Origin of the sequence: Nitrososphaera sp. (assembly GCF_037447015.1) — an archaeon.
In the GTDB taxonomy this organism is placed as follows: Archaea; Thermoproteota; Nitrososphaeria; order Nitrososphaerales; family Nitrososphaeraceae; genus Nitrososphaera.
The window spans coordinates 1-21,938 of the sequence record NZ_JBBIHK010000025.1; the positions used below are offsets into that span (position 1 = coordinate 1).

At 57.5% G+C, this 21,938-nt stretch carries 29 protein-coding genes and 1 tRNA gene; 13 read left to right on the forward strand and 17 right to left on the reverse strand.

The features are described 5' to 3' along the window. Together WKI84_RS09115 and WKI84_RS09120 are read left to right on the forward strand one after the other, a co-directional pair. Positions 1 to 252 (forward strand): hypothetical protein (locus tag WKI84_RS09115; protein ID WP_337863236.1); only part of this gene is annotated, 252 nt, incomplete at its 5' end. Positions 253 to 327: 75 nt separating this feature from the next. Beyond that, complete coding sequence (locus tag WKI84_RS09120) at positions 328 to 1,617, forward strand: hypothetical protein (RefSeq protein WP_337863237.1); 1,290 nt, start codon at positions 328 to 330, stop codon at positions 1,615 to 1,617. Between the two features lie 21 nt (positions 1,618 to 1,638). Here the strand turns inward: WKI84_RS09120 and WKI84_RS09125 are convergent, their stop codons facing one another. Next, positions 1,639 to 1,785: a hypothetical protein gene (locus WKI84_RS09125; protein WP_337863238.1), complete on the reverse strand. Its 147-nt coding sequence runs from the start codon at positions 1,783 to 1,785 to the stop codon at positions 1,639 to 1,641. Positions 1,786 to 2,157: 372 nt separating this feature from the next. Between WKI84_RS09125 and WKI84_RS09130 the strand changes: the two genes are divergently transcribed. Further along, entirely contained in the window at positions 2,158 to 2,598 is a 441-nt protein-coding gene (locus WKI84_RS09130; RefSeq protein WP_337863239.1) for an SRPBCC domain-containing protein, read from the forward strand. Between the two features lie 13 nt (positions 2,599 to 2,611). On the opposite strand, the gene WKI84_RS09135 is transcribed toward WKI84_RS09130, so the two are convergent. The 3 genes from WKI84_RS09135 to WKI84_RS09145 are packed head-to-tail and all read right to left on the reverse strand — an operon-like array spanning position 2,612 to position 3,774. Beyond that, entirely contained in the window at positions 2,612 to 3,040 is a 429-nt protein-coding gene (locus tag WKI84_RS09135; RefSeq protein WP_337863240.1) for a 50S ribosomal protein L31e, read from the reverse strand. Between the two features lie 22 nt (positions 3,041 to 3,062). Continuing rightward, positions 3,063 to 3,221: a 50S ribosomal protein L39e gene (locus tag WKI84_RS09140; protein WP_337863241.1), complete on the reverse strand. Its 159-nt coding sequence runs from the start codon at positions 3,219 to 3,221 to the stop codon at positions 3,063 to 3,065. 55 nt (positions 3,222 to 3,276) lie between these two features. Further along, positions 3,277 to 3,774 carry a DUF6328 family protein gene (locus WKI84_RS09145; RefSeq protein ID WP_337863242.1) on the reverse strand — a complete coding sequence of 166 codons (498 nt, stop codon included), beginning with the start codon at positions 3,772 to 3,774 and terminating at the stop codon, positions 3,277 to 3,279. Between the two features lie 93 nt (positions 3,775 to 3,867). Here WKI84_RS09145 and WKI84_RS09150 point away from each other — a divergent pair, with 93 nt between their 5' ends. After that, a complete protein-coding gene (locus WKI84_RS09150; RefSeq protein ID WP_337863243.1) occupies positions 3,868 to 4,884 on the forward strand; it encodes a flavin reductase family protein in 1,017 nt (338 codons plus the stop codon). On the opposite strand, the gene WKI84_RS09155 is transcribed toward WKI84_RS09150, so the two are convergent. Beyond that, on the reverse strand, positions 4,855 to 6,219 hold the full coding sequence (locus WKI84_RS09155; protein ID WP_337863244.1) for an aspartate aminotransferase family protein: 1,365 nt from the start codon (positions 6,217 to 6,219) through the stop codon (positions 4,855 to 4,857). The two genes, WKI84_RS09150 and WKI84_RS09155, sit on opposite strands and share 30 nt — an antisense overlap. Positions 6,220 to 6,311: 92 nt before the next feature. Here WKI84_RS09155 and WKI84_RS09160 point away from each other — a divergent pair, with 92 nt between their 5' ends. Beyond that, positions 6,312 to 6,482, forward strand: coding sequence for a hypothetical protein (locus WKI84_RS09160; RefSeq protein ID WP_337863245.1), 171 nt, complete (start codon positions 6,312 to 6,314; stop codon positions 6,480 to 6,482). Here the strand turns inward: WKI84_RS09160 and WKI84_RS09165 are convergent, their stop codons facing one another. Next, the gene (locus WKI84_RS09165; RefSeq protein ID WP_337863246.1) at positions 6,483 to 6,815 is read right to left on the reverse strand and encodes a hypothetical protein; all 333 of its coding nucleotides are present in this window, start codon (positions 6,813 to 6,815) and stop codon (positions 6,483 to 6,485) included. 114 nt (positions 6,816 to 6,929) lie between these two features. Here WKI84_RS09165 and WKI84_RS09170 point away from each other — a divergent pair, with 114 nt between their 5' ends. Further along, the gene (locus tag WKI84_RS09170) at positions 6,930 to 7,388 is read left to right on the forward strand and encodes a RidA family protein (protein ID WP_337863247.1); all 459 of its coding nucleotides are present in this window, start codon (positions 6,930 to 6,932) and stop codon (positions 7,386 to 7,388) included. 83 nt (positions 7,389 to 7,471) lie between these two features. Here the strand turns inward: WKI84_RS09170 and WKI84_RS09175 are convergent, their stop codons facing one another. After that, entirely contained in the window at positions 7,472 to 8,581 is a 1,110-nt protein-coding gene (locus WKI84_RS09175) for a hypothetical protein (protein WP_337863248.1), read from the reverse strand. A 370-nt stretch (positions 8,582 to 8,951) separates the two neighbouring features. Between WKI84_RS09175 and WKI84_RS09180 the strand changes: the two genes are divergently transcribed. Both WKI84_RS09180 and WKI84_RS09185 read left to right on the forward strand, forming a co-directional pair. Further along, on the forward strand, positions 8,952 to 9,845 hold the full coding sequence (locus WKI84_RS09180; protein ID WP_337863249.1) for a DNA adenine methylase: 894 nt from the start codon (positions 8,952 to 8,954) through the stop codon (positions 9,843 to 9,845). Positions 9,846 to 9,903: 58 nt separating this feature from the next. Beyond that, entirely contained in the window at positions 9,904 to 11,064 is a 1,161-nt protein-coding gene (locus tag WKI84_RS09185) for a 3-hydroxyacyl-CoA dehydrogenase family protein (protein WP_337863250.1), read from the forward strand. 294 nt (positions 11,065 to 11,358) lie between these two features. Here the strand turns inward: WKI84_RS09185 and WKI84_RS09190 are convergent, their stop codons facing one another. Beyond that, a complete protein-coding gene (locus tag WKI84_RS09190; RefSeq protein ID WP_337863251.1) occupies positions 11,359 to 11,922 on the reverse strand; it encodes a TIGR00725 family protein in 564 nt (187 codons plus the stop codon). A gap of 36 nt (positions 11,923 to 11,958) precedes the next feature. Here WKI84_RS09190 and WKI84_RS09195 point away from each other — a divergent pair, with 36 nt between their 5' ends. The 4 genes from WKI84_RS09195 to WKI84_RS09210 all read left to right on the forward strand — a co-directional run bounded on the left by WKI84_RS09195 (position 11,959) and on the right by WKI84_RS09210 (position 15,032). Next, on the forward strand, positions 11,959 to 12,615 hold the full coding sequence (locus tag WKI84_RS09195) for a phosphoribosyltransferase family protein (protein WP_337863252.1): 657 nt from the start codon (positions 11,959 to 11,961) through the stop codon (positions 12,613 to 12,615). Positions 12,616 to 12,691: 76 nt separating this feature from the next. Further along, a complete protein-coding gene (gene ahcY, locus WKI84_RS09200; protein ID WP_337863253.1) occupies positions 12,692 to 13,954 on the forward strand; it encodes an adenosylhomocysteinase in 1,263 nt (420 codons plus the stop codon). A 70-nt stretch (positions 13,955 to 14,024) separates the two neighbouring features. After that, positions 14,025 to 14,099: transfer RNA gene (locus WKI84_RS09205), tRNA-Val, on the forward strand. A gap of 633 nt (positions 14,100 to 14,732) precedes the next feature. Next, positions 14,733 to 15,032, forward strand: coding sequence for a hypothetical protein (locus tag WKI84_RS09210; RefSeq protein WP_337863254.1), 300 nt, complete (start codon positions 14,733 to 14,735; stop codon positions 15,030 to 15,032). Between the two features lie 65 nt (positions 15,033 to 15,097). On the opposite strand, the gene WKI84_RS09215 is transcribed toward WKI84_RS09210, so the two are convergent. From WKI84_RS09215 to WKI84_RS09235, 5 genes are all read right to left on the reverse strand, one after another. Next, the gene (locus WKI84_RS09215; RefSeq protein ID WP_337863255.1) at positions 15,098 to 15,265 is read right to left on the reverse strand and encodes a 50S ribosomal protein L40e; all 168 of its coding nucleotides are present in this window, start codon (positions 15,263 to 15,265) and stop codon (positions 15,098 to 15,100) included. A 54-nt stretch (positions 15,266 to 15,319) separates the two neighbouring features. Beyond that, a complete protein-coding gene (locus WKI84_RS09220) occupies positions 15,320 to 15,640 on the reverse strand; it encodes a cupin domain-containing protein (RefSeq protein WP_337863256.1) in 321 nt (106 codons plus the stop codon). Then, positions 15,637 to 16,176, reverse strand: a complete 540-nt coding sequence (locus tag WKI84_RS09225) for a hypothetical protein (protein WP_337863257.1) — start codon at positions 16,174 to 16,176, stop codon at positions 15,637 to 15,639. Before WKI84_RS09225 ends, WKI84_RS09220 begins: the two co-directional genes overlap by 4 nt. A 60-nt stretch (positions 16,177 to 16,236) precedes the next feature. After that, entirely contained in the window at positions 16,237 to 16,443 is a 207-nt protein-coding gene (locus tag WKI84_RS09230) for a hypothetical protein (protein ID WP_337863258.1), read from the reverse strand. A 68-nt stretch (positions 16,444 to 16,511) separates the two neighbouring features. Beyond that, positions 16,512 to 17,300, reverse strand: coding sequence for a hypothetical protein (locus WKI84_RS09235; RefSeq protein ID WP_337863259.1), 789 nt, complete (start codon positions 17,298 to 17,300; stop codon positions 16,512 to 16,514). A gap of 99 nt (positions 17,301 to 17,399) precedes the next feature. Between WKI84_RS09235 and WKI84_RS09240 the strand changes: the two genes are divergently transcribed. Continuing rightward, on the forward strand, positions 17,400 to 18,761 hold the full coding sequence (locus tag WKI84_RS09240) for a hypothetical protein (protein ID WP_337863260.1): 1,362 nt from the start codon (positions 17,400 to 17,402) through the stop codon (positions 18,759 to 18,761). Here WKI84_RS09240 and WKI84_RS09245 read toward each other — a convergent pair. The 4 genes from WKI84_RS09245 to WKI84_RS09260 form a co-directional block, all read right to left on the reverse strand. Beyond that, the gene (locus WKI84_RS09245) at positions 18,758 to 19,465 is read right to left on the reverse strand and encodes a thioredoxin domain-containing protein (protein WP_337863261.1); all 708 of its coding nucleotides are present in this window, start codon (positions 19,463 to 19,465) and stop codon (positions 18,758 to 18,760) included. The genes WKI84_RS09240 and WKI84_RS09245 overlap by 4 nt on opposite strands. Positions 19,466 to 19,675: 210 nt before the next feature. Further along, positions 19,676 to 20,287: a hypothetical protein gene (locus WKI84_RS09250; protein WP_337863262.1), complete on the reverse strand. Its 612-nt coding sequence runs from the start codon at positions 20,285 to 20,287 to the stop codon at positions 19,676 to 19,678. Then, positions 20,287 to 20,892, reverse strand: coding sequence for a hypothetical protein (locus tag WKI84_RS09255; protein ID WP_337863263.1), 606 nt, complete (start codon positions 20,890 to 20,892; stop codon positions 20,287 to 20,289). Before WKI84_RS09255 ends, WKI84_RS09250 begins: the two co-directional genes overlap by 1 nt. 132 nt (positions 20,893 to 21,024) lie before the next feature. Further along, entirely contained in the window at positions 21,025 to 21,891 is an 867-nt protein-coding gene (locus tag WKI84_RS09260) for a cation diffusion facilitator family transporter (protein WP_337863264.1), read from the reverse strand. Between the last annotated feature and the right edge of the window lie 47 nt (positions 21,892 to 21,938).

Genomic DNA, 21,938 nt, shown 5'->3' on the forward strand with positions numbered 1-21,938 from the left:
AACAATAATAAAATAATAATAGTTATTTTATTAAAGAGCAGCCCGCCAAAACCGGGTGCGTTGGAGATAATAAAATGCGGCTGCCGGTGCATCGTCTGCAAGGGCCAGGCCCTCGAGGGCAACAGCTTTACCGCGCCCGACGGCTACCTTGACATACACCACACCTGCAGGTCCTGCGGCGCCCACTTTGACCACCTGGACGGCACCGTCTTTGAGGAATGCAAAATATGCAATTACAGCAAGAAACGCTAGATTAATCTCATAGATGATTCATTGCAATGGGGCTTACAGACGCCCTAAATACCGTCGTGCCAGCTCATCCTTGCAATGAAAGAAGGCGGTGGAGGAGGAAGAGAACAACGACAGATCTATTATTTTTCAAGCCGCAAGCTGTCGGCCGTCCTGGTCGCGGCGGCGCTTGTGGTATCGATAGCGGCCGTTGCCTTGCCGGTGCAGCAGGGGTATGCTGCAAACGGCAGCGGCAGCAGTAGCAGCAAGGCCAAGATGCAGCAGCTGCACGTGTGGAGGGGCTATATTGCAAACGTGCAGCTGGACCCGCAGGGCGCGCCGGCCTGGATAGAGTCGGGCACCTGGTCGGTCAAGGTGATTCCGCCCCGCACCTCCTCCTCATCTTCTTCTGGCGCCAGGCCGGACATCACATTCTCGGCGCAGGTGAACATGGTGATGCCAAACGGCACGGCCCTGCACAAACACAGGATATCAAACTTTGAGCTGTCGGACTATTCTGTCAGCAACAGGACAAACGCCGCCGCAGCTGCCGTCGTCGTGATAAACGGCAACGCGACCGTCACGATGAAGGACGGTCCGGTCGATAATGTGCCGGTCGAGATACGGCTGATGAACAACGCAGCAGTCGCCATATCTGCCGATCCGGATGCAGTGGACAGCCACTTTGGCAATGGGCCGATATACGGCACCGTCTCAAAGGCGCCGCGTTCAAACCCGCTGGCCGCAGGCGCTGCAAATACCGCTACCATCCTTACTACTGCTGCAAACAACAGTAGCAGCAGCGCCACAAATAATAACAACAACAATAACAGCAACAACGCCGGCAACAGCACCCAGTCGTCGAACTCTACAAACTCTGCTGCTGCCGCCACCTCGGCGGGCTCAAACTCTACCTCTGCGTCAAGCTCGAGTTCGGCGTCCAGCTCTTCTAACAATAACAACAATGATAATAACAGCAGCAGCTCGTCCAACTCTACTTCCAGTACTACTACTCCACCAGCCCCGCAACCTCCTTCCCCTCCGTCACCACAACCTGCCGCCGGGACAACGGGCAACAATAACAACACCATCCAGCTCACTGCCCGGGAAAGCGTGGATCTCTACAGCTGGTTCGTCGGAACTGACGAGAACCCTGTGATCCGGCTTGCGGCAAACTCGGACAACACGTTTTCCATAGAGAACCCGACTGACCGCAAGCACAAGCTTGTTATACAGGCGCAGGACGGCCAAGAGCTTGCATCGAGCGCAGATGTCATGCCTGGCCAGACTGGGCAGCTGGCGTTCAAGCCGACATCGGGGGCAGGAACGACGCTGGAATACATGTGCTACTACCATTCGCCCATGAAGGGGACGATACAGGTCCAGTAGGGGAGAGCTGCAATCGCTTCCCTATGACTTGAAGCTGTCCGTCAGCTTTTTGTGGTAGGTGGACTTGCAGGGCTGGCCCTCGGCTGCCAGCCTTACCTCTTTCTTCATCTTTTTCTTGTCGAGAATAGTCTGGAGGAATTTGTAGCAGACGGGGCACACGTCCATCATGTTATGTGTATGCGCATGTGCTTGGCAGCCTGTCGGATAAAATCATTTGTTTCCCTTGCAGGCTCGGCAGATCCCTGCACCCTGTTTGTTACAGCCGCAGTTCCTCCCCCATGCCCTGCCCTGCGAGGGCAGTAGTATAGTAGTAGTAGCCGCGTACTACTGGCGGCGTTTTGCAAGCCTAAACTTGCTTTGCGCCGTTTTCGCACGCGGCTGCCTATTATTGGCAGTCATGATTTAATAGAATTTCTTCTGGCGGCCACATGTCACAGGCACATATCTCTCTGACTTTATTGCTGCCCGTTTCTTATGTAACCAGGTTCCATTTTGCTTAATAGCACTGGCCATAGTCATTGTATATGTGTGTGCGTGTAGATGGAGATCCATACCTCCATAATCATCGATGCGCCTGCATTTGGCGTGTGGAACGTCCTGACCGACCTTGCAAGCTACCATTCCTGGAACCCGTTCATCAGGAGGATCAGGGGTGAGCTGGTGCGGGGGAGCCGGCTCGAAATGGAGATCAGGCTCGCAGACGAAAAGATGGTGCAGCTCGACCCCGTGGTGGCAAACGTCGAGCTGGAGCGGCAGATAGCCTGGCAGGGGAGGATCAGCAGCCTGTTCTCTACGGAGCACAAGATGGCCATAGAGCCTCTGACGCACGACAGGGTCACCTTTTACCAGGTAGAAAAGTTCGCGGGGCCCATCGTGTCGCTTGTTGCGCACAAGCTGGACGCCGCGCTCCGCAAGGGGTTTGAAGAAATGAACCAGGCGCTAAAGTCAGTCGCAGAGCGCAACTGGAACAACAAACAATAATAAAATAAAATTTCTATTGCTTTGCGGCAGAGTCGGCTGGCTTATTTTCTTCTTCTTCGGGCTTTGCAGCCGTTTCTGCTGTTGCAGCAGCCGTCGCCGTCGTTGTCGCTGTTGCAGCCGGAGCTGGAGCAATCGTCGCACTGGTCTCTGCCGGCTCTTCGTAGAGAGAGACGGTGACAACGTCGTCCTCGTCCTTGACCATCTTTACCCTGACCTTCCTTGGCGGGTTTGTCTTGCCACGCGACCAGATCTGCCTGTTCAGGCTCTGGTCGAGCTTGACCTCGCCTGACTTCATGTGCTTCTCTGCAAACTCGCGGATCATGTTGATGACCCTGTCGGTCCTCTTGTGCTGTGGCGTGAGCCACGCCCTTCCAAGGTTGATAGTGTAAACGCGTGTAACGTTTTCTTCGGTTGTTGTTGATGATGACATGTTTTTCTCCACCTGCTCCTTCTCTATATTGTCATTAGCCGACCTGGACGTCGGACCTGCGCCAGAGCCTGCGCTTGGGGTTGGTCCTGACCTTCCTGCTGGTCCTGATGATCACCCACGCCGGAACCGGCTGGTTCTGCCTGGTCTTTTTCATCAGTCGCTTTTTGCGCGATGTGTTCTTGCGCGCAGCCATATACGTTCCATGGATTCTTTTTCTCCGCCTTTTAAGTGTTGGCTATTTTTCCATTTCACTTGCGCTTCTTAAAGAACACGTACACCATCACAAACGGCACCGCCGCAAGGACAAAGGCATACTCGTCGCCCATCACCTGCGACAGCGCTATTTCAAGGCCCAGGTACAGCGTCAGAAGCGCCGGGACGATGCCAAACACGATGAACCTGTGGCTCCTGCGCTTGAACTTTTCTACGTCGGTGTATGGAAACTGCAGGTGGTGGTATATCGCAGGCATGACGAAGAGCGACACCGCCACGGTTATCGAGAAGAGGGCTACAAGAATGGTGATCCTGTCAAAAAAGTCAAAGTCGTCTGGCGCGCTGACCGAGATGTTGAGCAAAAAGCCGAACAGGATGCTCGCAAACGTGGTGAGCACGGCGCTCTCCTTCAGAACGGTGTCGTAGTCCTTGAACAGCTCGTCGTGTGCGTCACCGCCGCCGTTATTGTTTCTGCTGTTCCTGTCCCTGCCGTCAGGTCTGCCGCTGCCGCCGTCATTATCGCCATCCTTCAATAGCAGATCATGCAGCGCACCAAGCACCTAAAAAACTTGGCACCCGTGTACTCGTTGGTTAATTAATTAACTGGCGCCTCTGAATTGCACCCTGTGAGTCTGCAAAAGAAGAAGCAAGAAAACGTCCACCGCTACTTTGCAACCACCGTGGGCCTGATAACCACCACGAAGGACAGGCGCCCCAGCGGCAGCGGCGACAAGGGAAACGTGATGGCGTGCGAGTGGACCATGCAGGTGTCGTACGACCCGATGTTGATAGCGATCTTTATACACGACTCGCCGACGCTGTGGAACATCCAGAAAACCGGCTTTTTCGGGGTCAACATTGCCTCTGACAGCCAGGCAGAGCTCGTCAACATCGCCGGCGGCTACTCTGGCACAGAGATAGACAAGCTTGCCGTCCCCAGAACTTTTGAGACTTTTTACGGCAAGCACGTCCCACTCGTCAAGGGGTGCGCACTCTGCGCTGAATGCAAGGTCAAGCTCGTGCAGGAGGTCGGCGACCACGTCATGGTCGTGGGCGAGGCGACAAGCGCCAGCTTTGACGAAACGAAATCTCCGCTGATCTACACGCGGGGCAACTACCGCAGGCTAGGCGGCAAAATCCCGTCTGGCAGAAAGACAGTCCGCCTGCCGCCGTCCGCCTTTTTGGAATTCAAGAAAATGTCTGGCGGGCAGTTTGTGCTAAAGTGCGCAGTCGGCCTTGTCCACACCAAGGAGGGCGGTACAAAAAGGACGCTGTTTGTAAGAAGCGGGCAGGACGGCCGGTGGATGCTGCCGATGACACCTGTCGACAGGGGTACAAGCTATGCGAAAGCACTGTCTGAATACCTGATAAAGTCGGCCGGCGTCAGGGCAAAGGTGGGCAGTATAGTCAGGCTGGAGAGGGCGGTGCTGAAACCCTCTTCTACCGGTGGCGAAAAACAACAACAAAAACAAAAACAACAACGACAAGACGTCCTTCGCGCCAACTTTGTAGTGTTTGAGTGTCAGGCCCTGCCGGCGCAACAGCAGCAGCGGCTGCTGCCCGTTGACGGCGAGTGGCGATGGTGGTTTGCAGACAGGCCGCCGCGGGGCGCCTTACTGCGCAGCCTTGCCCAGGATTCCTGAATCTGCAATCGACTGCGTGGCTGCAAGCAGCTTTTTCACATCGCCCTCGTCGTGCGCAAAGGACATCGCCCCCATCTTGGACGGGAGGAAGAATATGCCGTGCGCAGCCATGAGCGCCATGTGGTACCTGCCAAGGGCCGCCTTGTCAGACATTGCCACGTCGGTGGCGTTTGACACCTGCCGCTTTTGCTGACTGCTATCGCTGAAAAAGTGCGTCATGAACACCGACTTGGTGCCGGTGATGGCGCACGGTATCTTGGCCTCTGCAAATATCCTGCCAAGGCCGTCCCTTGCCATCCCGCCGAGCCTGTCTATCTTGCCGTACACTTCGCGCTCGTTCTTTTTCAAAAAGTCGAGCGTGGCAAGGCCGGCTGTCATCGTCGCCGGGTTTGCAGAGAACGTGCCGCCGCCTATGGCGCACCTGGCCTGCTTGTCAGGCACCGATACCGGGTCGGCAAGCGACATTATCTCCTTCCTGCCGCAGACCACGCCTATCGGCATCCCGCCGCCGCATATCTTGCCCAGCGTGAAAAGGTCGGGGTCAAGGCCGTAAAGCCTGGCCGCGCCGTGCAGCGACAGCCTGAAGCCGGTGACTATCTCGTCCAGTATGAAAAGGGCCCCGTTCTTCCTTGCATATTCCTGCAGCCCCTGCAGGTACCCGTCGACCGGCGGTATGCAGCCGTTCGTGCCTATCATGGGCTCTATTATTATGCAGGCAAGGTCGTCCCGTATGTTGTCCAGCACTTTTATCGAGCCTTCAAGGTCGTTGAACGGGATCGATTCCACGTACTGCCCCTCGTCCTGCACCAGGCCCGGTCCCTCCTCCGCCTCGAACGGGTAGCTGGCGCTCTGCATGAGGGTGGTGTTAAAGCCGTGCCAGCCCCCTATCGCCTTTGCAATCACGCGGCGGCCGGTCTTTGCCCGGGCAAGCCTGACTGCATACATGGTCGCCTCAGAGCCGGTGCTCGAAAAGCGCATCATCTCTGCCGCCGGCATCAGCTTTTGTATCGTCTCTGCAAGCTCGACAGACACGTCGTTTGTGGTGCCGTAGAGGGTGCCGTTTCGGACCTGGCGCGCAAGCGCAGACGCCACCGGAGCCGGGGAGTGCCCCAGTATGAGGGCCCAGTGGCCCATCCAGTAGTCGGTATAGCTGTTGCCGTCGACATCGTGCAGGCGCTTGCCCTTGGCGCCGTCCGCAAAGAACGGGTACGGCGGGAAATAGCGTATGTTGTGGCTTATGCCGCCCGGGAACACCCTGGCGGCCCTTGAAAACAGGCGGCGCGACTTGGGGGTCTTGCGCTCGTAGCGCCTGACATATTCGTCAAACTTTTCCATATGTGATGGACGGAAGCGTCTCTGCAGTGATTCATGTATAATCTTTTGTGTGATCTGTGCTGCGTGCGCTGCATTTATTGGTAGGTAGTGCCATGGGGATAGGTGCTTTGAACTGCATCAGGTGCGGCCACACCCACCACGCTCACGACATACACACGGACAGCAGCGACTCGCTCTTGAAGGTGGGCAAGTGCCTGGTGCCGGGATGCGAATGCGGCCAGTACGTCGACAAGATAGAGACTATAGACGAAGACCTGCTCTAGCTAGCCTGCCTCTGCGGCAGTAGCAGCAGCGCCGGAAGAAGAGGCATTGGTGGCGGCGGTAGCCTGCCCTGCAGAGCCGTTGAGATGGCGCAGCGACGGAGGCGTCTGGGCCTGTTGCGCCGTGATCTTTTCAGCCGGCGGGAACCCGTACTGCTCCCTCAGCTGCGCCTGCTGCTCAAGCATGACCTCCTCGGAAAACTTGGGGCCGATGTAGCCAAAGAACGCCCACATTAGAAAGATTATCGCAAGGGAAACGCCCATCACAAGAATAGTCCAGGCAACGCCTGTCATGTGGTAGCCGCCCTCTGCCTTGCTGTCGTGGTGAGCGCACATGGCCTTAATTTCTATGGGGGCTTTTTAAAAGTATTCGCTTTTGTCCTGTTCGCAGCGTCAACCGAAGGCAAGGCAGCGCAACGTAAATAACGGCAGCCGCCTTTCCTGTGGCGTGTGACAGTGGAAGAGACCCTGCAATCGCTTGGAATCGCGCTACCCGCGCCTCCCGCTCCAGCCGGCTCGTATGTGCCCGTGGTAGTAACAGGCAGCCTGGCCTTTGTCGCAGGCCAGATACCTATAGAGGCAGGCCAGGTCAAGTTCCGGGGCAAGGTGGGCAAGGATTTGCCGGTAGAGGCAGGCCAGCAGGCAGCGCGCCTGTGCACGATAAACGCGCTTGCGCAGCTAAAGGTGGCGCTTGGGAGCCTCGACAGGGTAAGGCGCGTGGTCAAGGTTACCGGGTTTGTAAACTGTTACCCTGATTTTGCCGAGCAGCCCAAGGTGATAAACGGCTCTTCAGACCTTCTCGTGCAGGCCTTTGGGGAGAAAGGAAAGCACGCAAGGGCGGCAGTGGGCGTTTCTAGCCTGCCGCTTGACAGCGCAGTCGAGGTAGAATTCATAGTCGAGATCGGCTAGCCCTGGCTGCTGTTTCCTGCAACTCGGTAGTCGTCTTTCTTTGTAATCTGGGGGTGGAAAGGCTGGACCTGGCCTCCTCCTGCCTATCCCAGCTTGCCTCCGCTGTCGGCGCGGTGGCTGTATTTTGACTCTTCTATCCAGTCTATCGGGCCGTAGGAGTACAGGTCGCCTCCAGAAAAGTCGCTCTTGACAAGCACCGAGTCGGGGCTCCCGTGCACCACCAGCCTGCAGCCGCTGCCGTCGTTGCCTGCGCCGATGTTGTTATCGTTGCACTTTAGACCTCCTGCTTTTGAAATGTTTATGCGGGCGATTCCCGAGCCGTCTGCAACCGCAGTCGCGTTGCCGAGGCTCACCTGCTGGCCCGGCTTGAGCTTTATCACGGTCACCTCGTCAGACAGGCTGCTGTAATAGTCGGAGAACCTGCCGTACGACAGCTCTGTGATGCCCCTCACCTGGGTCTCCAGGTACGAGTTGAACGGCCGGGGCATCTGCAGGTCCAGCCGGTTAGACTCGAAGACGCGATCGCCGTTTATTATCGCAAGCAGGCGGTTGTCGCCGTTTGTGACAAGCGTGCAGTCCACCGTGCGCTCGTCCAGGCCGACCCGCTTTTCCCAGTGCACGGTCCTGCTCGTGACCAGCATATCGTTGCCAAGGCCAGACTCGACCCTCAGGATCAGGCTGTCAGGCCGGATGTCTATTGTGCACCCGACATAGTTTATCCTGCCCGTGCTGGTGTCAGTCTGGACGTACATACCCACGTTCATATAGTCTGCAGGGTCGCTGCTGACGGGGAGGCGGCCCGGCACGTCCATCCTGACGTGGTACAGGGAAGAATAGTCGTTTGGCGACATGGCAAATATCCCGGACCACACCGGGTCGTCGGGGTCCGGGTCGCTGACCCCGACGTAGAGGCCCTCGCCGGCGACCTGGTGTACGTCGTACGAGCCTCCCCTCACACGGGCCGAGCCGTCAAAATACCAGGAAGGGTAGGCGCCCTTCATCGCGTCTATGCCGTCCAGGCTGCCGCGCGTGAAGGGGGTGTTTAGCACGCCGCCCTTTTGCAGCTGGACGATTTTCCGCTCGTCGCCCATGATGCCCAGCGCGGCCATGACGGTGGCGTTGTACAGCAGGAACACGATAAAGAGCGCGGCGACCCCGACTGCCGCTATTGCTACCTTGCTAACTCCGTCCAAAGCCTGTCCTTGCCACCTTCTCTATCGTTCTTCTTGTTTCAGGGCAGGCGATGACTATGACGATTGTGCTGCGGTGATGGTGAGCGAGAACCAAATGCGCCTGTCCCCTTCTGACCTTGTACTGATACATTCCAGATATAGTATTTCTGACTATAGTTTCTATAACTTGTGACTATAATGCTCTGCATATTGTGCCGGATTGGGCGGGAACCTCTTTAGGGGCAGGGGATTGCGAGGAGCAAGTACCTGCTCGCACCAGCCAGCCCGCCAGCCACTATCTGTTTTGCAACGCGGGGTAAACAAGAGTTTAGCAAAAGTGTTAAGAGCTTGGATCTGGTCGTTGTGGGCATTGCAGAGCGCGCTGGCATTAGTGGTGGCGGCAGCCGCCGGCCACCGGAGGTTCTACCCGTTCATCAAGTGGGCAGGCGGCAAGACGCAGCTGCTTTCCCACCTTGACGCGCTGCTTCCGCCTTCTTTTGGGAGGTATTTCGAGCCGTTCCTTGGCGGCGGGGCGGTGTTTTTTCATCTGCTTTCAAGCAGGGGCCCGTTCCCGGCGTTCCTTTCAGACATCAACTCTGACCTGATGCTTGCCTACCGGGTGGTCAGGGACGACGTCGAGGGCCTGATAGCCGTGCTGCAAAAGCACGAGGCAAGGTTTGCGCATGGGCGCGACCGGTACTATTACAGGCTGCGGGCGGCGCCTCCGCCTTCCGACGATGTCGAGCGGGCGGCGCGCTTTATCATGTTCAACAAGACGTGCTTCAACGGGCTCTACCGGGTGAACAGGAGCGGCAGGTTCAACGTGCCGATAGGCAGGTACGAGAACCCGCGGATATGCGACGCGCAGGCGCTCAGGCAGGCAAGCGTCGCGCTTGGGAGCGGGGCCCGGCTTGCATGCCGCCACTACTCGCAGGCGCTTGCAGGAGCAAGGAAGGGCGACCTCGTGTACCTCGACCCGCCCTACAGCCCGGCAAGCGGCACAGCCCGCTTTACCGAATACACGAACGGCGGCTTTGGCGACGACGACCAGCACGAGCTGCGCGACGTGTTTGAAGAGCTGGCGGGCAGGGGGTGCACTGTCATACTGTCCAACTCGGACACGCCGCTCATAAGGAGGCTGTATGCCGGCCACCTGTTCGTGCAGGTAAAGGCCGCAAGGGCGATAAACTGCAAGGCTGCTCGGCGCAGGGGCCATTCCGAGCTCTTGATAATGAACAGCAACCACGACAATAACAGCAACAACAGCAGCAGTTCATCATCATAACGGTGTGACAGCAACATTAAAAATCAACAGCTGGCTGTGACTAGCTGTCACACAGAAAATGTCGTCCCCTTCCTTCCCCTCGATAAACAAGATCACAGTGCTTGGCTCCGGCGTCATGGGCCACGGGATAGCGCAGGTGTCTGCAATGGCCGGCTACCAGGTCGTCCTGAGAGACATAGAACAGTCTTTTCTTGACAAGGCCATGGAAAAGATAAGGTGGTCCCTGAACAAGATGGTGGAAAAGCAAAAGCTGACGCAGGAAAAGGCCGACGAGATTTTTTCAAGGATAAAGCCGGTCGTCGACATAAAGCAGGCCCTTGCAGGCGCAGACCTGCTCATAGAGGCCGTGCCGGAGGACATGAACCTGAAAAAGAAGGTGTACGCGGAGGTGGACAGCAACTCTGACCAAAAGACGCTGTATGCGTCCAACACGAGCACGCTCCCGATAACAGAGATGGCCGCCCTCACGAGCAGGCCCACACGTTTCATCGGCCTGCACTTTTTCAACCCGCCGCAGCTGATGCCACTTGTGGAGGTTATCCCTGGCAGCAAGACCGATCCTGCAATGGTGGACATGGCGATGGAGTTTTGCCGCAAGGTCGGCAAGCAGCCTGTGCTTTGCAAAAAGGACGTCGCCGGCTTTATTGTCAACCGCGTCTTTATCCCGCTCGTCCACGAGGCGGCGTACTGCATGGACCGCGACAACGCCTCGATGACGCAGATAGACTCGGCAGTCAAGTTCCGCCTGTCCTTCCCGATGGGCATCTTTGAGCTTGCCGATTACACGGGCCTTGACGTGATACACAAGGCGACAGTCGAGATGCATTCTCGCGATTCAAAGGTCATCTACCCTCACCCGAGGATAAAGCAGCTGTTCGAGGAAAAGAACCTGGGCCAAAAGACGGGCAAGGGCTTTTACGAGTACAAGGGCAACAAGTACGAGCGCATAAACCTCACCGAGGAGCAGGCCGCCACCTACGACCCGACCAAGCTGCTTGCGGTCGCTGCAAACAACGCGGCGTGGCTTGTCACAAACGGCGTCTGCAGCAGGGAGGAGCTGGAAAAGGCATTAAAGCTCGGCATGGGGCTCAAGAAAGAGCTGTTTGCCACCGTGCAAGAGTTTGGCCCGCAGAACGTTGTCAAGGCTTTGAGAGAGCTTGCGGCAAAGTACGGCAGTTTTTACGAGCCCGACCCCTACCTCGTCAACTGGCGAGGTTGAAAGCATCTCTATAACAATGTACAGAAAGTCTTAAATCATCTTTCTGCGTATAGAGAGAACGCCGACTGGAAGACGCAGGATCCATCAGGCTCTGCGGAAAGGGTATAGGCTCTTTGCGCAAGCATGACGGCTGGCATCGCAATGCGCACCCGATGCACGTATCTGTAAAAGGGTTCGCGCAAAGGAACACGCACGGGCGGTGTCAGGTCCAACGCAAAAAAGGTGTGCGTTCGTCGCACCGGTTGCCTGGAACGTCTTGCCCGTCGACCAGCGGCACCTTTTCAATTCAATCAATCAATCAATTTTTGTCGTCCTGCCCGCCGTGACCATTTTCACGGCTTCTGCCGGCGTCCTTGCAAGAAGTATGGGCACCCTGTTGCGCTCGTCAAGGTATTTCCCGCCGTACATGTCTGCCACGCCGCCGCTCCCGGCGATTGCAGCCATCGGCTTTTTTATCATGTAGCCGACGCCAAGCTCTATCAGCGTCCCGACGCCTCCGCCTATTGCGATGATGCCGTCGGCAGACGACGCCACTATAAAGTCTCTGGCAAAGCCTATGCCCGTGCAGACTACGATGTCGCAGTACTTGTTGGCAAACGCAAAATCCTCCTGCGGTATGATGCCGACTGCCACGCCACCGTTTTCCTGCGCGCCCCTGCATGCTGCCTCCATCACGCCTCCGAGCCCGCCGCACACCAGCACGGCCCCGGCCTTCGCTATCTCTCTCCCTGTGTCGTAGGCAAGCGACCCGGCCTCCTCCGAACACCTGTCCCTGTTGTATCCAATGACTGCTATCTGCGTCCTGCGCACAGGCATGCTGTGGCCCTGCTCTGGAATTATAGTTTTTTCTGAGACCAATGCTTAAAAGCAGAAGGAGAGCAGAGACGTACTTGCTTGGCAACCAAGTTCCGCGACAGGGCAGACGCAGGGGCGGCTCTTGCAGAAAAACTGGAAAAAATAGTCGGCAGCAATAATGATACTACTACTACAATCATCGGCATACCCCGGGGCGGCGTCATACTTGCCGAGATCGTCGCAAGCAAGCTTGGCGCGGCACTCGACATAGTCATCCCAAGGAAGATGGGGGCGCCCGGCAACGAGGAGCTTGCGATAGGCGCGGTGATGGAGGACGGCACCGAATACATCAACCGCTACCTGGTGACGGCGCTGCGCGTGCCTCCTGCCTACATCGACGAGGAAAAGTCAAGGCAGGTGGCCGAGATCCGCAGGAGGTCGCAGGCGTACCGCAAGGCCGGCGCGCCCTACAACATACGGGGCCGGACCGTCGTGCTTGTAGACGACGGCGTGGCGACCGGCGCGACCGTCATAGCCGCTGCGCGGTGGACAAGAAAGCATGAGCCTGCCAAGCTCATCATCGCAGTCCCGGTCGCGCCCGCGCAGACTGTCGAGACGCTAAAGCACGAGGCCGACATGGTAGTCGTCATATCCGTCCCGCGCGACTTTGGCGCAGTAGGCGAGTTCTACAGCGAGTTTTCGCCTGTGACAGACGAGCAGGTCGTCTCGATAATGCGGGCCTGGGGCGTGCTGTAACTCCTCAGCCGCGGTAGGGTCCAAACAGGCTGACAAAAAACAGGTAAATATAGGGGGTACCCGCGGTTTCAGTCTCGTGGAACACAGGGTAAAGAACATCTCGCTTGCAGACGAGGGCAAAAGGCGCATAGACTGGGCCGAGGCGCACATGCCGGTGCTTGTCGCGCTGCGCAAAAAGTATGAAAAGACAAAGCCGCTTGCAGGCATCCGGGTGGCAGGCTGCCTGCACGTCACCAAGGAGACCGGCGTGCTCGTCAGGACATTGAAGGCAGCCGGCGCCGAGCTGACCTGGTGCGGCTGCAACCCTCTTTCGACGCAGGACGATGTCGCCGCGTCTCTTGCCAGGCACGAAGGGATAGGCGTTTTTGCAAGCAGGGGCGTTTCCACAAAAGAATACTATGACGACATACACAGCGCCATGAAGCTGAACCCGCACGTCACGATAGACGACGGCGCCGACCTGACAGTCGAGATGCACAAGGCGCTGGAGCAGGGCAAGATAAAGGGCCCGATATATGGCGGCACCGAGGAGACCACCACCGGCGTAGTGAGGCTTAGAGCCATGCAGAACGGCGGCAAACTCCTCTATCCTGTCATAGCGGTCAACGACGCCGAGACGAAACACGACTTTGACAATGTCTATGGCACCGGGCAGTCTGCGCTTGACGGCATCATCAGGGCTACAAACGTGCTCCTGTCCGGCAAGAGCGTTGTCGTCGCAGGGTACGGACACGTCGGCAAGGGCATAGCCCGCAGGGCCGCCGGGTTGGGCGCAAACGTCATCGTCACCGAAGTCGACCCGATCGCCGCGCTAAAGGCCAAGCTGGACGGCTATTCTGTCACCACGATGAACGAGGCCGCTGCGGTGGGCGACGTGTTTGTCACCACCACTGGCTGCAAGGACGTGATCATGGGCGACGACATTGCAAAAATGAAGGACGGGGCCATCTTGGCAAACGCCGGCCACTTTAACGTCGAGATATCGATACCCGAGCTTGAAAAGCAGTCTTCAAGCACGAGCGACATCAACCAACATACTAAACAATATTCGCTAAAGAACGGCAGGCGGGTCTACCTGATAGGCGAGGGCAGGCTGGTCAACCTGGCAGCAGCCGAAGGCCACCCGTCAGAAGTGATGGACATGAGCTTTGCAAACCAGTTTTTGGCCGTCTTAAAGCTGGCAGCGTCCAAAGGGACGATGAAGCCCCGGGTGTACGACATTGACAAGGCGCAGGACCGGGAAATAGCGATGGCAAAACTGCAGTCGATGGGCGTCCAGATAGACGTGCTGACGCCGGAGCAAAAGGCGTACCTGGAAGGGTTTGCCGAAGGCACATAGTGATAGCGACGATAGCTGAACATATATTATCGGTCTGGCGAAAGCAACTGCGTCCGTAACAGTAGTGGATGGATGGGTAGTCTAGCCTGGTTAGGATACCTGTCTCACACACAGGTGGTCGAGAGTTCGAATCTCTCCCCATCCACTCTTTAATTGTTTAACTCAAAGGCCGTCTTTGATGAGGTAGGCAGACTTATCTAATTGGCAAGCGCATTATCCTCTATTGGCACCTGAGCACCTGCTTGTGCTGGTCGGTTTTGTATTTGGCATGTCCCTTGTGGTTAGCGACGTGCCTGTCGCGTACGGTCACGGTTGCCAGGCACAGGGCGGTTGCTGTACCGTCGGCTCCTCATGCGTCGAACTTAGCGCAAACAGCCCGATCTTTTTGATGTTTGCAGCTGTAATTGCTGGGGCTGTGGTGATGTATGCATTCTATAACAAACCAGATCAGAGAAGGCAGCTTGGTGCTATTTTCAATATTTTTGTCTAAAGTGAAAAGTCTGTGGCGGCTCACGCCCCTGCCTGCCTTTCTGAAATGGCAAACTTGATTCGCTAATCTGCAGTTTGCCGCTACATTGATGCTGGTGCATCCATCATACGCCAAGTTCAAATTTGCCAGCTGCTTCATAATAATCTGGTGCCCGTGCTGTCGCAAATGAGGCTGCAGTGGCTAATGGTGGGCGCAGTCGCTTCAGCAACGGCAATATCCTTTGCAGTTTTCTTTACTGACATCACCTTTGCAGACATTGGGTTCTTTTTTCAGAACGGCTAGGAAATAGTGGTCGTGGGAAACATGGTGGAATGCATCCCGACCCGCGGGCTGGATGTCTGCGAACCCGGCTTTAGGGACACACGTGGAAACTATTTCTGGCTGGAAAACCTGTATGAAATATCGGAGGCAAACCCCGGCCTTTTGACAGAGATCCCCTCTGACGACGGTGCATCTGGCAGATTCGTGGTAAGGGGCACATTTACCGCTGGCGATCCTCCGCACAGCGGCGTGGACGTAGCCGGCTCTATCAAAGTGACAAGCATGACGCGTACCGGCGACGGCGCACAGATCATCGTTCCAGACTAAACTTGGCAGTGTCTTTCAATACAGAAAATGGCAAAAACGCCAGAAAAGTGAAGGAGTGCCTTTTTTTACTTCTTGGCGCCCAGCGTCCTGTTCTTCAGCCTCATCTGGTCGCTGTGGCACTTTCTGCACCTCGTCGCCGAGATGGGGTTCTTGCCACCGCACCTGAAGCATATCTTGAAGTAGAGCCTGCGGTGCTGGGCTATCTGTTTCTTGGCTGCGTCTGCAATCGGCATTAGAGTTCCCTCTTGGTGCATACGAGGGCTGATAAATACCTACCCTGACAGTTGCTACGCGGCAAACACATACAGCACGACCAGCAGCTCTTTGTTGCCGTAAAAGTGGTGGGGCACCCTGGCAGGCACGAATATTATCGAGCCCTTTTTCACCGGCCTGCGCTCGTCGCCCGCCTCTACATAGCCAGAGCCTTCTGCCACGAAATACAGCTCGTCCTCGTCGTGGGGCGTCTGCGTGTCCTCCTCGCCGGGGCGCAGGCGGAGCACGCCGGCCTCCATGTGGCGCACCCTCATAAAGTCGATCCAGTAGCTGTCGTCGTCGATCTTTGCAAGGAGGTCCGGCGTTTCAAAAAAGAGCCCTTTTTCGCTCTTCATTTCCTTGCCCTGCCTCTTTCAAGCAGCGAAGACACCAGCTGCATTATTTCTCTGTGAGTCGCTTCGTCGTTCTTGCGCATATAGTAATACAGCTCCTCTGTTGCGGCGTGGTAGTCGATGCCGAGGTTCTGCGCTACCTGCAGCGCGATGCTTGCCAGTACCAGCCTGCGCATCGCCAGCTCGACGCCGTGGGTCGCCGCGTCGCCTAGGATCTCGTCGAGCGCGTTCTTGAACTGCGAGCCAAGGTAGCGGTCCTTGGCCTCGCGCGTCTTTATCGCAAACGTCACTCCCATCATCCTCTGCTTCATGTGTATGTCCTCGACCATTTCGATAAACCGGTCGTTCAGCTCGGGCCTTTGAAGCAGCACTTCTGTCAGCAGGTCTGCCGCGTCGGCCTCGCTCAGGTTCATCCTGTCCTTGATCGTAAAGAGCACGTGGCAGGCCGCGCAGCCGCTCTCCCTTACCCGCGACGGGTTGCCCGCCACGACCGCGACCTCGCCTTCGATTATCTGCCGTGCAGCCTCGATGTCCAACAAAGTGGAAAAAGCGCCCGTGCGCTAAAAACGTTCCAGCGTCTTTTTCTTCTCTCTTTTTCTTTACTTCTCTGCCGGCTCGGTGTCGCCCACTGCAAGGCTGTCCTGCAGCTGGACGGTCGCGCCAGTGGCAGTGCTGTTGGTGCCGTTCGCCGCCTGCGGCCGGAACGCCGGCTGGTGCTGCATCGCGACCTCTATCGAGTCGGCAAAGCCAAGGAGCAGCCCCATGGCGGCAAACGCAAGGACAAAGACCACGATGCTCGATTTCATTCTCTTTCTATGCCGCCCTGTGGGTTTTACACCCCTTAAAAATATTGTTTTGGAGTCACATCGCATCGTCAGGCAAAGTACCCCGTAAAGCGGGGAACGCCCATTATCAGCCCGCTTGCCCTGTCCCTCACAAAGGACGTGCTCTTTTGCGGCACCATCCCGTCCGGCCTCACCAGGTGCGGCCTGCCGTAAATGTCTGCAAGGACGTATTCATAGCGCCACATCAGGTAGCGGTCGCGCTCGTCCATCAGGGTGAGCGCGGGAACGGACGGTTCCAGTCTGCCTCCGACCAGCTCGACGTTGTCGTGCCAGAGCGGGTACCTGTTCCACATCTCCTCGACAGACTGGGGCCTGTTCTTTGTGAACATGAGCGACGGCCTGTACGCAATGATCATGCTCATCGCGACCATGGCAAGGCCGAGGGCAAAGTACATCTCGACTGCCACGTGGAATGACATCTTGGCTGAGGGGTGCTGCTCAGGCGGGCGGTTGTTAAAGAACTCGTCCGGGAACTGCGGGTCAGGGGGCGCGTTGTATGGAAGGACAATAGAGCCGTGCATCAGGGCTATCCCGAGGGCGCAGATGACTGCAGGCACCACCCCCTTCCACACGACTGTCAGGAAGATCAGGGAGGCAAGGGCAGCCGCTACGGTGCTTACCGCCGCGCCCAGCGAGAAAGAAGGCACCGTGGCGGTGAATATGTGCAGCAGGAACAGGAGCGCGATGCACACTGCGTCCATGATGAGCATCGTCTGGCGATGCCGCTCAAACCACCTCCCTGCAGCCGCTGCGGCAGTGGCAGGCGACGGCAACAGCGCGTGGCGGCCCTTTGGCCCATCCTTGCGTGGCGATGCCATGTATAATCAGTCGCCGCTGCTGTTATTATGGCACCGCCTGCGCCTTAAGGGTTTCCAGGCACAACAGTTTTGTTTGCGCTCTGTACATACATTGCCGCTGTGCCATTCGGCTTTTTCAAGAAAAAAGAGGCGCAACAGCCGGCTCCCTCCTCTACTTCATCGTCTGCTGCTGCATCATCCTCATCATCGTCGTCGTCAGCAGCCTTGCCGGCCGAGCGCGCAGTCGAGATGCCCCCTGCAGACACGCTGGCAGTCGCAGACGTCAAGGAGCTCCTGCAAAAGATAGAGGCGGCCAAGTCCCAGGCGCTTGCAGCCCGCGTGGCGCCGGCCAGAGAAGCTGCCGCCAAGTCCCTGCAGCAGGTCGGAGCCATAGCCGACGCGATGGACAGGGAAAAGCTAAAGCTGGAAGAGCTGGAAAAGAGGTTTGGCTCCACCGCTGAGAACTCGAAGAGGACGGTGGTGTCCACGCTCCGGCGCGAGTCATCTGCCGACCTGCCGCAGGTCCAGACGGCCGCTGACGCAAAAAAGTTCAAGGAGAGGCTCGAGTCGATGATGAACCGCTTTGGCGAGGTGTCCGGCTCGCACAGCAAGATGCTCAACTATTTCATGCCCAAGCACGCAGGCAGGATGAAGGACGAGTTTGCGTCGCTGTCTGACCTGCTCAAGGAGGTGCGCTCGATACTTGCGGCGTACGAGCAAGAGCGCGCCCCTGTGGTAAAATGTAACAACACGCTGAACACGATCTCGCAAAAGCTGGCGTCGATACGCTCGTCGGAGCAGTCTGCCCGGGCCGTTTCAGAGCGCATAACGCTTCTTGAGCAAGAGATTGCAGCGGGCAGGGCCGAGCTTGTACAGATAAAGGGCTCGGAGGATTTTGCAAGGGCGCAGGAGCAGGCGGCCAGGATCGCAGCCCTGCGCAGGCAGGAGGAGCAGTTCCATGCCCAGGCGTCAGAGCTTTTCTCGCACGTTTCAAGGGCGTTTACAAAATACTCGTACGGCGTCTCCCGGGAGACGGAGCGGCGGCTGCGCGTGATGGAAGAGGAGCCCTGGAAGATATTTGCCGACGACCTTGACGGCTACTCGATGCTTCTGGGCGAGGTGCACAAGGCAGTCGAGTCGGGCAAGCTGCAGCTAAAGGACGCCGACAGGATACTGGGCCACCTTGCCGCCATCAGGGCGGCCCTGCCAGAGATGCAAAAGACGGCAGGCGCGCTTGCAGCAGAGCTTGCCGCCTGCTCTGCAACGGGAAACGGAGGCCAGGTCCCGCAGCTGGTCCAAAAGACGCAGGAGGTCGAGGCAAGGATAGCGCAGCAGGAGGAGGAGCTGGCAAGGGAGAGGCAGGCGCTTGAGCAGCTAAAGCGCCAGATGGACGACAAGAACGCCGAGGTGGACGCGCTCTTGAGGGAGGTTTCAGACGGCATCGCCGGCCTGACAGGCAAGCGCTACGAAATTACGCGCTAGCTAGAGGAGGACGCGTCGTCTATTACCTGCTGGAACGCAGAATACGGGTACGCGCCCCGTATGAGCGTGGGCTGGCCGCCGTCCGCCGGTATTATGATAAAGCTCGGAGTAGCGTCAAGGCCGATGCTCTGGGCGAGGCGATAGTTCTCCCTCACAACGTCTGCGTACTTGTTGGAGTCAAGGCACGACTTGAACTGGTCAATGTCTGCCACGCCTGCGTTCCTGGCGTAGACAAGCATGTTCTCCTTCGTTATCCACCCCGCCTTTTCTCCGCCCCAGTTGTTGTACATCCCGTCGTGGAACTCCCAGAACTTGTTCTGGTCTGCGGCGCAGTAGGAGGCGCGTGCGCCAAGCGTCGAGCCGCCTGCAAGGTGGTCGTTTATCGGAAAGTCCTTGAAGACAAAGCGCACCTTGCCCGTGTCCACATAGTTTGCGACCAGCTGGTCCTTGGTGTCCTGGTGGAACCTGTGGCAGAACGTGCACAAATAGTCTCCAAACTCGACGATCGTGACTTTGGCGTCGGGGCTGCCCAGCGCGTACGCAGAAGGTATCGTGGGCGTGGTCAGCCGGGACACCATCTCTTCGGGGCTCTCCTTGCTGGTGTTGGAAGAAGCTGCCGGAGGGCCGGCAAACGCAAGCGCGGCCACGGTCCCTGCCACGAGTACGCCGGCGGCAACTATCGCTAATATGGCCTTGCTGTTCATATGTTGGTCTCTTTACCTCCAAAAGACAGAGAAGATGCCAAGGCCTATGATGGCCAGGCCGCCATAAGAGATCTGCGGTATCGAAAGGCCGAGGCCGAGCAGGCCAAGGCCGATCCCGGAGGCAATCATGATAGCTTCTCCCCTTCTCCTCTGGCTCTTTAGAAAACCACGCCGGCCCATGATGTATGGGGCAGAGAGACCGGTTTGGCTTTATAAAATTACCTGCCTGGCCCTGCGCTCCAGCGCGGCGCCTGCTATTGCACGTGCAACCACAAGCACCACGAGCCCGTAGAGCATGTTGAACGCAAGTGCCGTAAAGACCACCCTGTCTGTCATGGCAAGCAGGTCGGACACCGCAACCCTGGACAGGTCGCCTACAGGCGCCTGCTGGCTGATCTCCGAGCCTGCTTCAAGCGACTGCATGAGAGGGATCATGGTGCCGTACGTGACGGGCGCAAAGAGCACGAGCCAGACGGCCGCTCCTGCGCCAAGGCCGTAGGCGGGCGCAAGCCTGCCAAGCGAGCCGTACGCCTTTTTCGAGAGCGCAAAAGGCAGGGTCATGACGGCTCCAAGCACGGTGCCGGCAAGCAGGTGCGCAAGCAGGCCGAGGGCCATCGACGAAATGCCATAGTCGGCGCTCTGCGATAGGGCCGAGACCAGCATCAGGTAAAATGTGCCAACAGGCAGCATGGCCACCTTTTCTGCAAGGAGGATGAGCGCGCTGACAGCAAGCGACGCTATCAGCCCTGCGGCAGAGCCGGCGCCGACCATGGCCAGCACGGGATGGCTGGCAGGAACCATCTCTTTGGAGGAGACTGCCATCAGTGCGTCATGCCTCCTTCTTTGTGCATTTTCTGGCCGCTGCCGCTGCTACCGAGCCTGAACGCCCTGATGCGCATGAGCGAGCTTGCGACGTAGCCGAATATGGCGCCCCAGACGACGTGGAACGCTATGGCGCTGAGCGCGATGCCCCACATGGACTGGCCGGCCGCGGCAGAAGCAGCAGCCTGGGCAGGCGAGCCGGCGGCATTGCCACTGCCGCCATCAAGCATCGGCTCTACCAGGAACAGGGTGACGGGCAGGAAAAGCACGAGCCAGACTGCCACGCCGGCGGCCATGCCCATCAGGACGGACCGGTACGGGTTGAGGAGGCTTGAAAGCATGAACCGCACGGCTGCAAGGCAGATGATCACCCCAAGAACGGCTCCTGTCAGCAGGTGCAGCCCAAACCCGACGTAGGTCGCGGCAGGGTTTTCGTACCCGAGGCCCGCCCCGATCATGGCGTAAAAGGCGCCAATTGGCAGCCCCAGCTCTATCTCCGACGCTGCTATCGCCGTTGATATCGACCACGTGGCTATCAGGCCGGCTATGACTCCGTATTTTGCCCCGCTTTCCATTGCCCTTGCAGAGAACGATTGCGGCAACATGTTCAGATATACGCTGGCGCAATATTTACGTCTTTAATCTGCATTTGATATTGTTAATATATATTACTAGTACGTTCTTATAATATAAAGACAGTTATTGCAAAAGTATTGAAAATTTTGCAGGGCAGGCCCTCAGACAGGCTTGGGGATGACCACCGCGTCCTCGGCCTCGAACTGCTTGATCACTGCGCCCCGTATCTCGACGAGTATCTTGTTTGCCTGCTCAAGGCTCATAGACTTGTCAAGCTCGACATGCACCTGCGCATAAAAGTCCGAGCCCACCGGCCTCAGCAGCACCTTTTCCACCTTTACCTTGTACGTGGCCTCTATGTAGCGGGTGATGCGGCCCTGCAGCTCGGGGTTCTTGACCGCGTCCACAAGCACCAGGGCGGACTCTTTGAGCGCAGTCGAGGCCATGTAAAAGATATAACCTGCAATCAGGACGCCGCCGACTGCGTCCATGTAGGGCACTCCGAAAAAGGCCGCTATGACGCTTGCAAGGCCCACAAACGAGGCCGTGCCGTCTTTTATCGAGTTCTTGGCGTCTAGGTTGAGCGATATCAGGTCGTATTTTCTGGCTACGCTCCTGACCTTGAACGCCCTGTGGAGCGAGACTGCGCCGGCTCCTGCAAGGGTCGCCATCGTGACCGGATAGTTGCCCACCTCCTGCGGGTGCAGAAAGTGCTGGTACGCGTTGTAGACTATGGTGCCGCCAAGGAACAGGATGACTACTGCCGCGATGAACGCGGCCAGGCTCTCTATCTTGGCGTAGCCAAACGGAAAGATCCTGCTCTTTGGCCTGTGGAGCATCCGTATGCCGAACCAGACGACGAACGAGACCAGCGCGTCGGCAAGCGAGTCGAGGCCGTCGGCAAAGAGCGTGAGGCTGCCTGCGACGACCACCGAGATGGCTATCTCGGCGACGCCTATTCCAACCAGCGTCCATATGGACGTCCATGCGGCCTTTCTTGCCTCGTCGAAAACCTCTGACTTGTCCAAAAAGTGGTTATGGAATAGTTGTTTCCATACCTATTATACTTATCATC

Bases quoted from the DNA above. Each gene is read 5' to 3' on its own strand.
- WKI84_RS09120 (WP_337863237.1), top strand. From the start codon at position 328: ATGAAAGAAGGCGGTGGAGGAGGAAGAGAACAACGACAGATCTATTAT.
- WKI84_RS09125 (WP_337863238.1), bottom strand. From the start codon at position 1,785: ATGATGGACGTGTGCCCCGTCTGCTACAAATTCCTCCAGACTATTCTC.
- WKI84_RS09130 (WP_337863239.1), top strand. From the start codon at position 2,158: ATGGAGATCCATACCTCCATAATCATCGATGCGCCTGCATTTGGCGTG.
- WKI84_RS09140 (WP_337863241.1), bottom strand. From the start codon at position 3,221: ATGGCTGCGCGCAAGAACACATCGCGCAAAAAGCGACTGATGAAAAAG.
- WKI84_RS09155 (WP_337863244.1), bottom strand. From the start codon at position 6,219: ATGGAAAAGTTTGACGAATATGTCAGGCGCTACGAGCGCAAGACCCCC.
- WKI84_RS09160 (WP_337863245.1), top strand. From the start codon at position 6,312: ATGGGGATAGGTGCTTTGAACTGCATCAGGTGCGGCCACACCCACCAC.
- WKI84_RS09165 (WP_337863246.1), bottom strand. From the start codon at position 6,815: ATGTGCGCTCACCACGACAGCAAGGCAGAGGGCGGCTACCACATGACA.
- WKI84_RS09185 (WP_337863250.1), top strand. From the start codon at position 9,904: ATGTCGTCCCCTTCCTTCCCCTCGATAAACAAGATCACAGTGCTTGGC.
- WKI84_RS09215 (WP_337863255.1), bottom strand. From the start codon at position 15,265: ATGCCGATTGCAGACGCAGCCAAGAAACAGATAGCCCAGCACCGCAGG.
- WKI84_RS09220 (WP_337863256.1), bottom strand. From the start codon at position 15,640: ATGAAGAGCGAAAAAGGGCTCTTTTTTGAAACGCCGGACCTCCTTGCA.
- WKI84_RS09230 (WP_337863258.1), bottom strand. From the start codon at position 16,443: ATGAAATCGAGCATCGTGGTCTTTGTCCTTGCGTTTGCCGCCATGGGG.
- WKI84_RS09235 (WP_337863259.1), bottom strand. From the start codon at position 17,300: ATGGCATCGCCACGCAAGGATGGGCCAAAGGGCCGCCACGCGCTGTTG.
- WKI84_RS09245 (WP_337863261.1), bottom strand. From the start codon at position 19,465: ATGAACAGCAAGGCCATATTAGCGATAGTTGCCGCCGGCGTACTCGTG.
- WKI84_RS09250 (WP_337863262.1), bottom strand. From the start codon at position 20,287: ATGGCAGTCTCCTCCAAAGAGATGGTTCCTGCCAGCCATCCCGTGCTG.
- WKI84_RS09255 (WP_337863263.1), bottom strand. From the start codon at position 20,892: ATGTTGCCGCAATCGTTCTCTGCAAGGGCAATGGAAAGCGGGGCAAAA.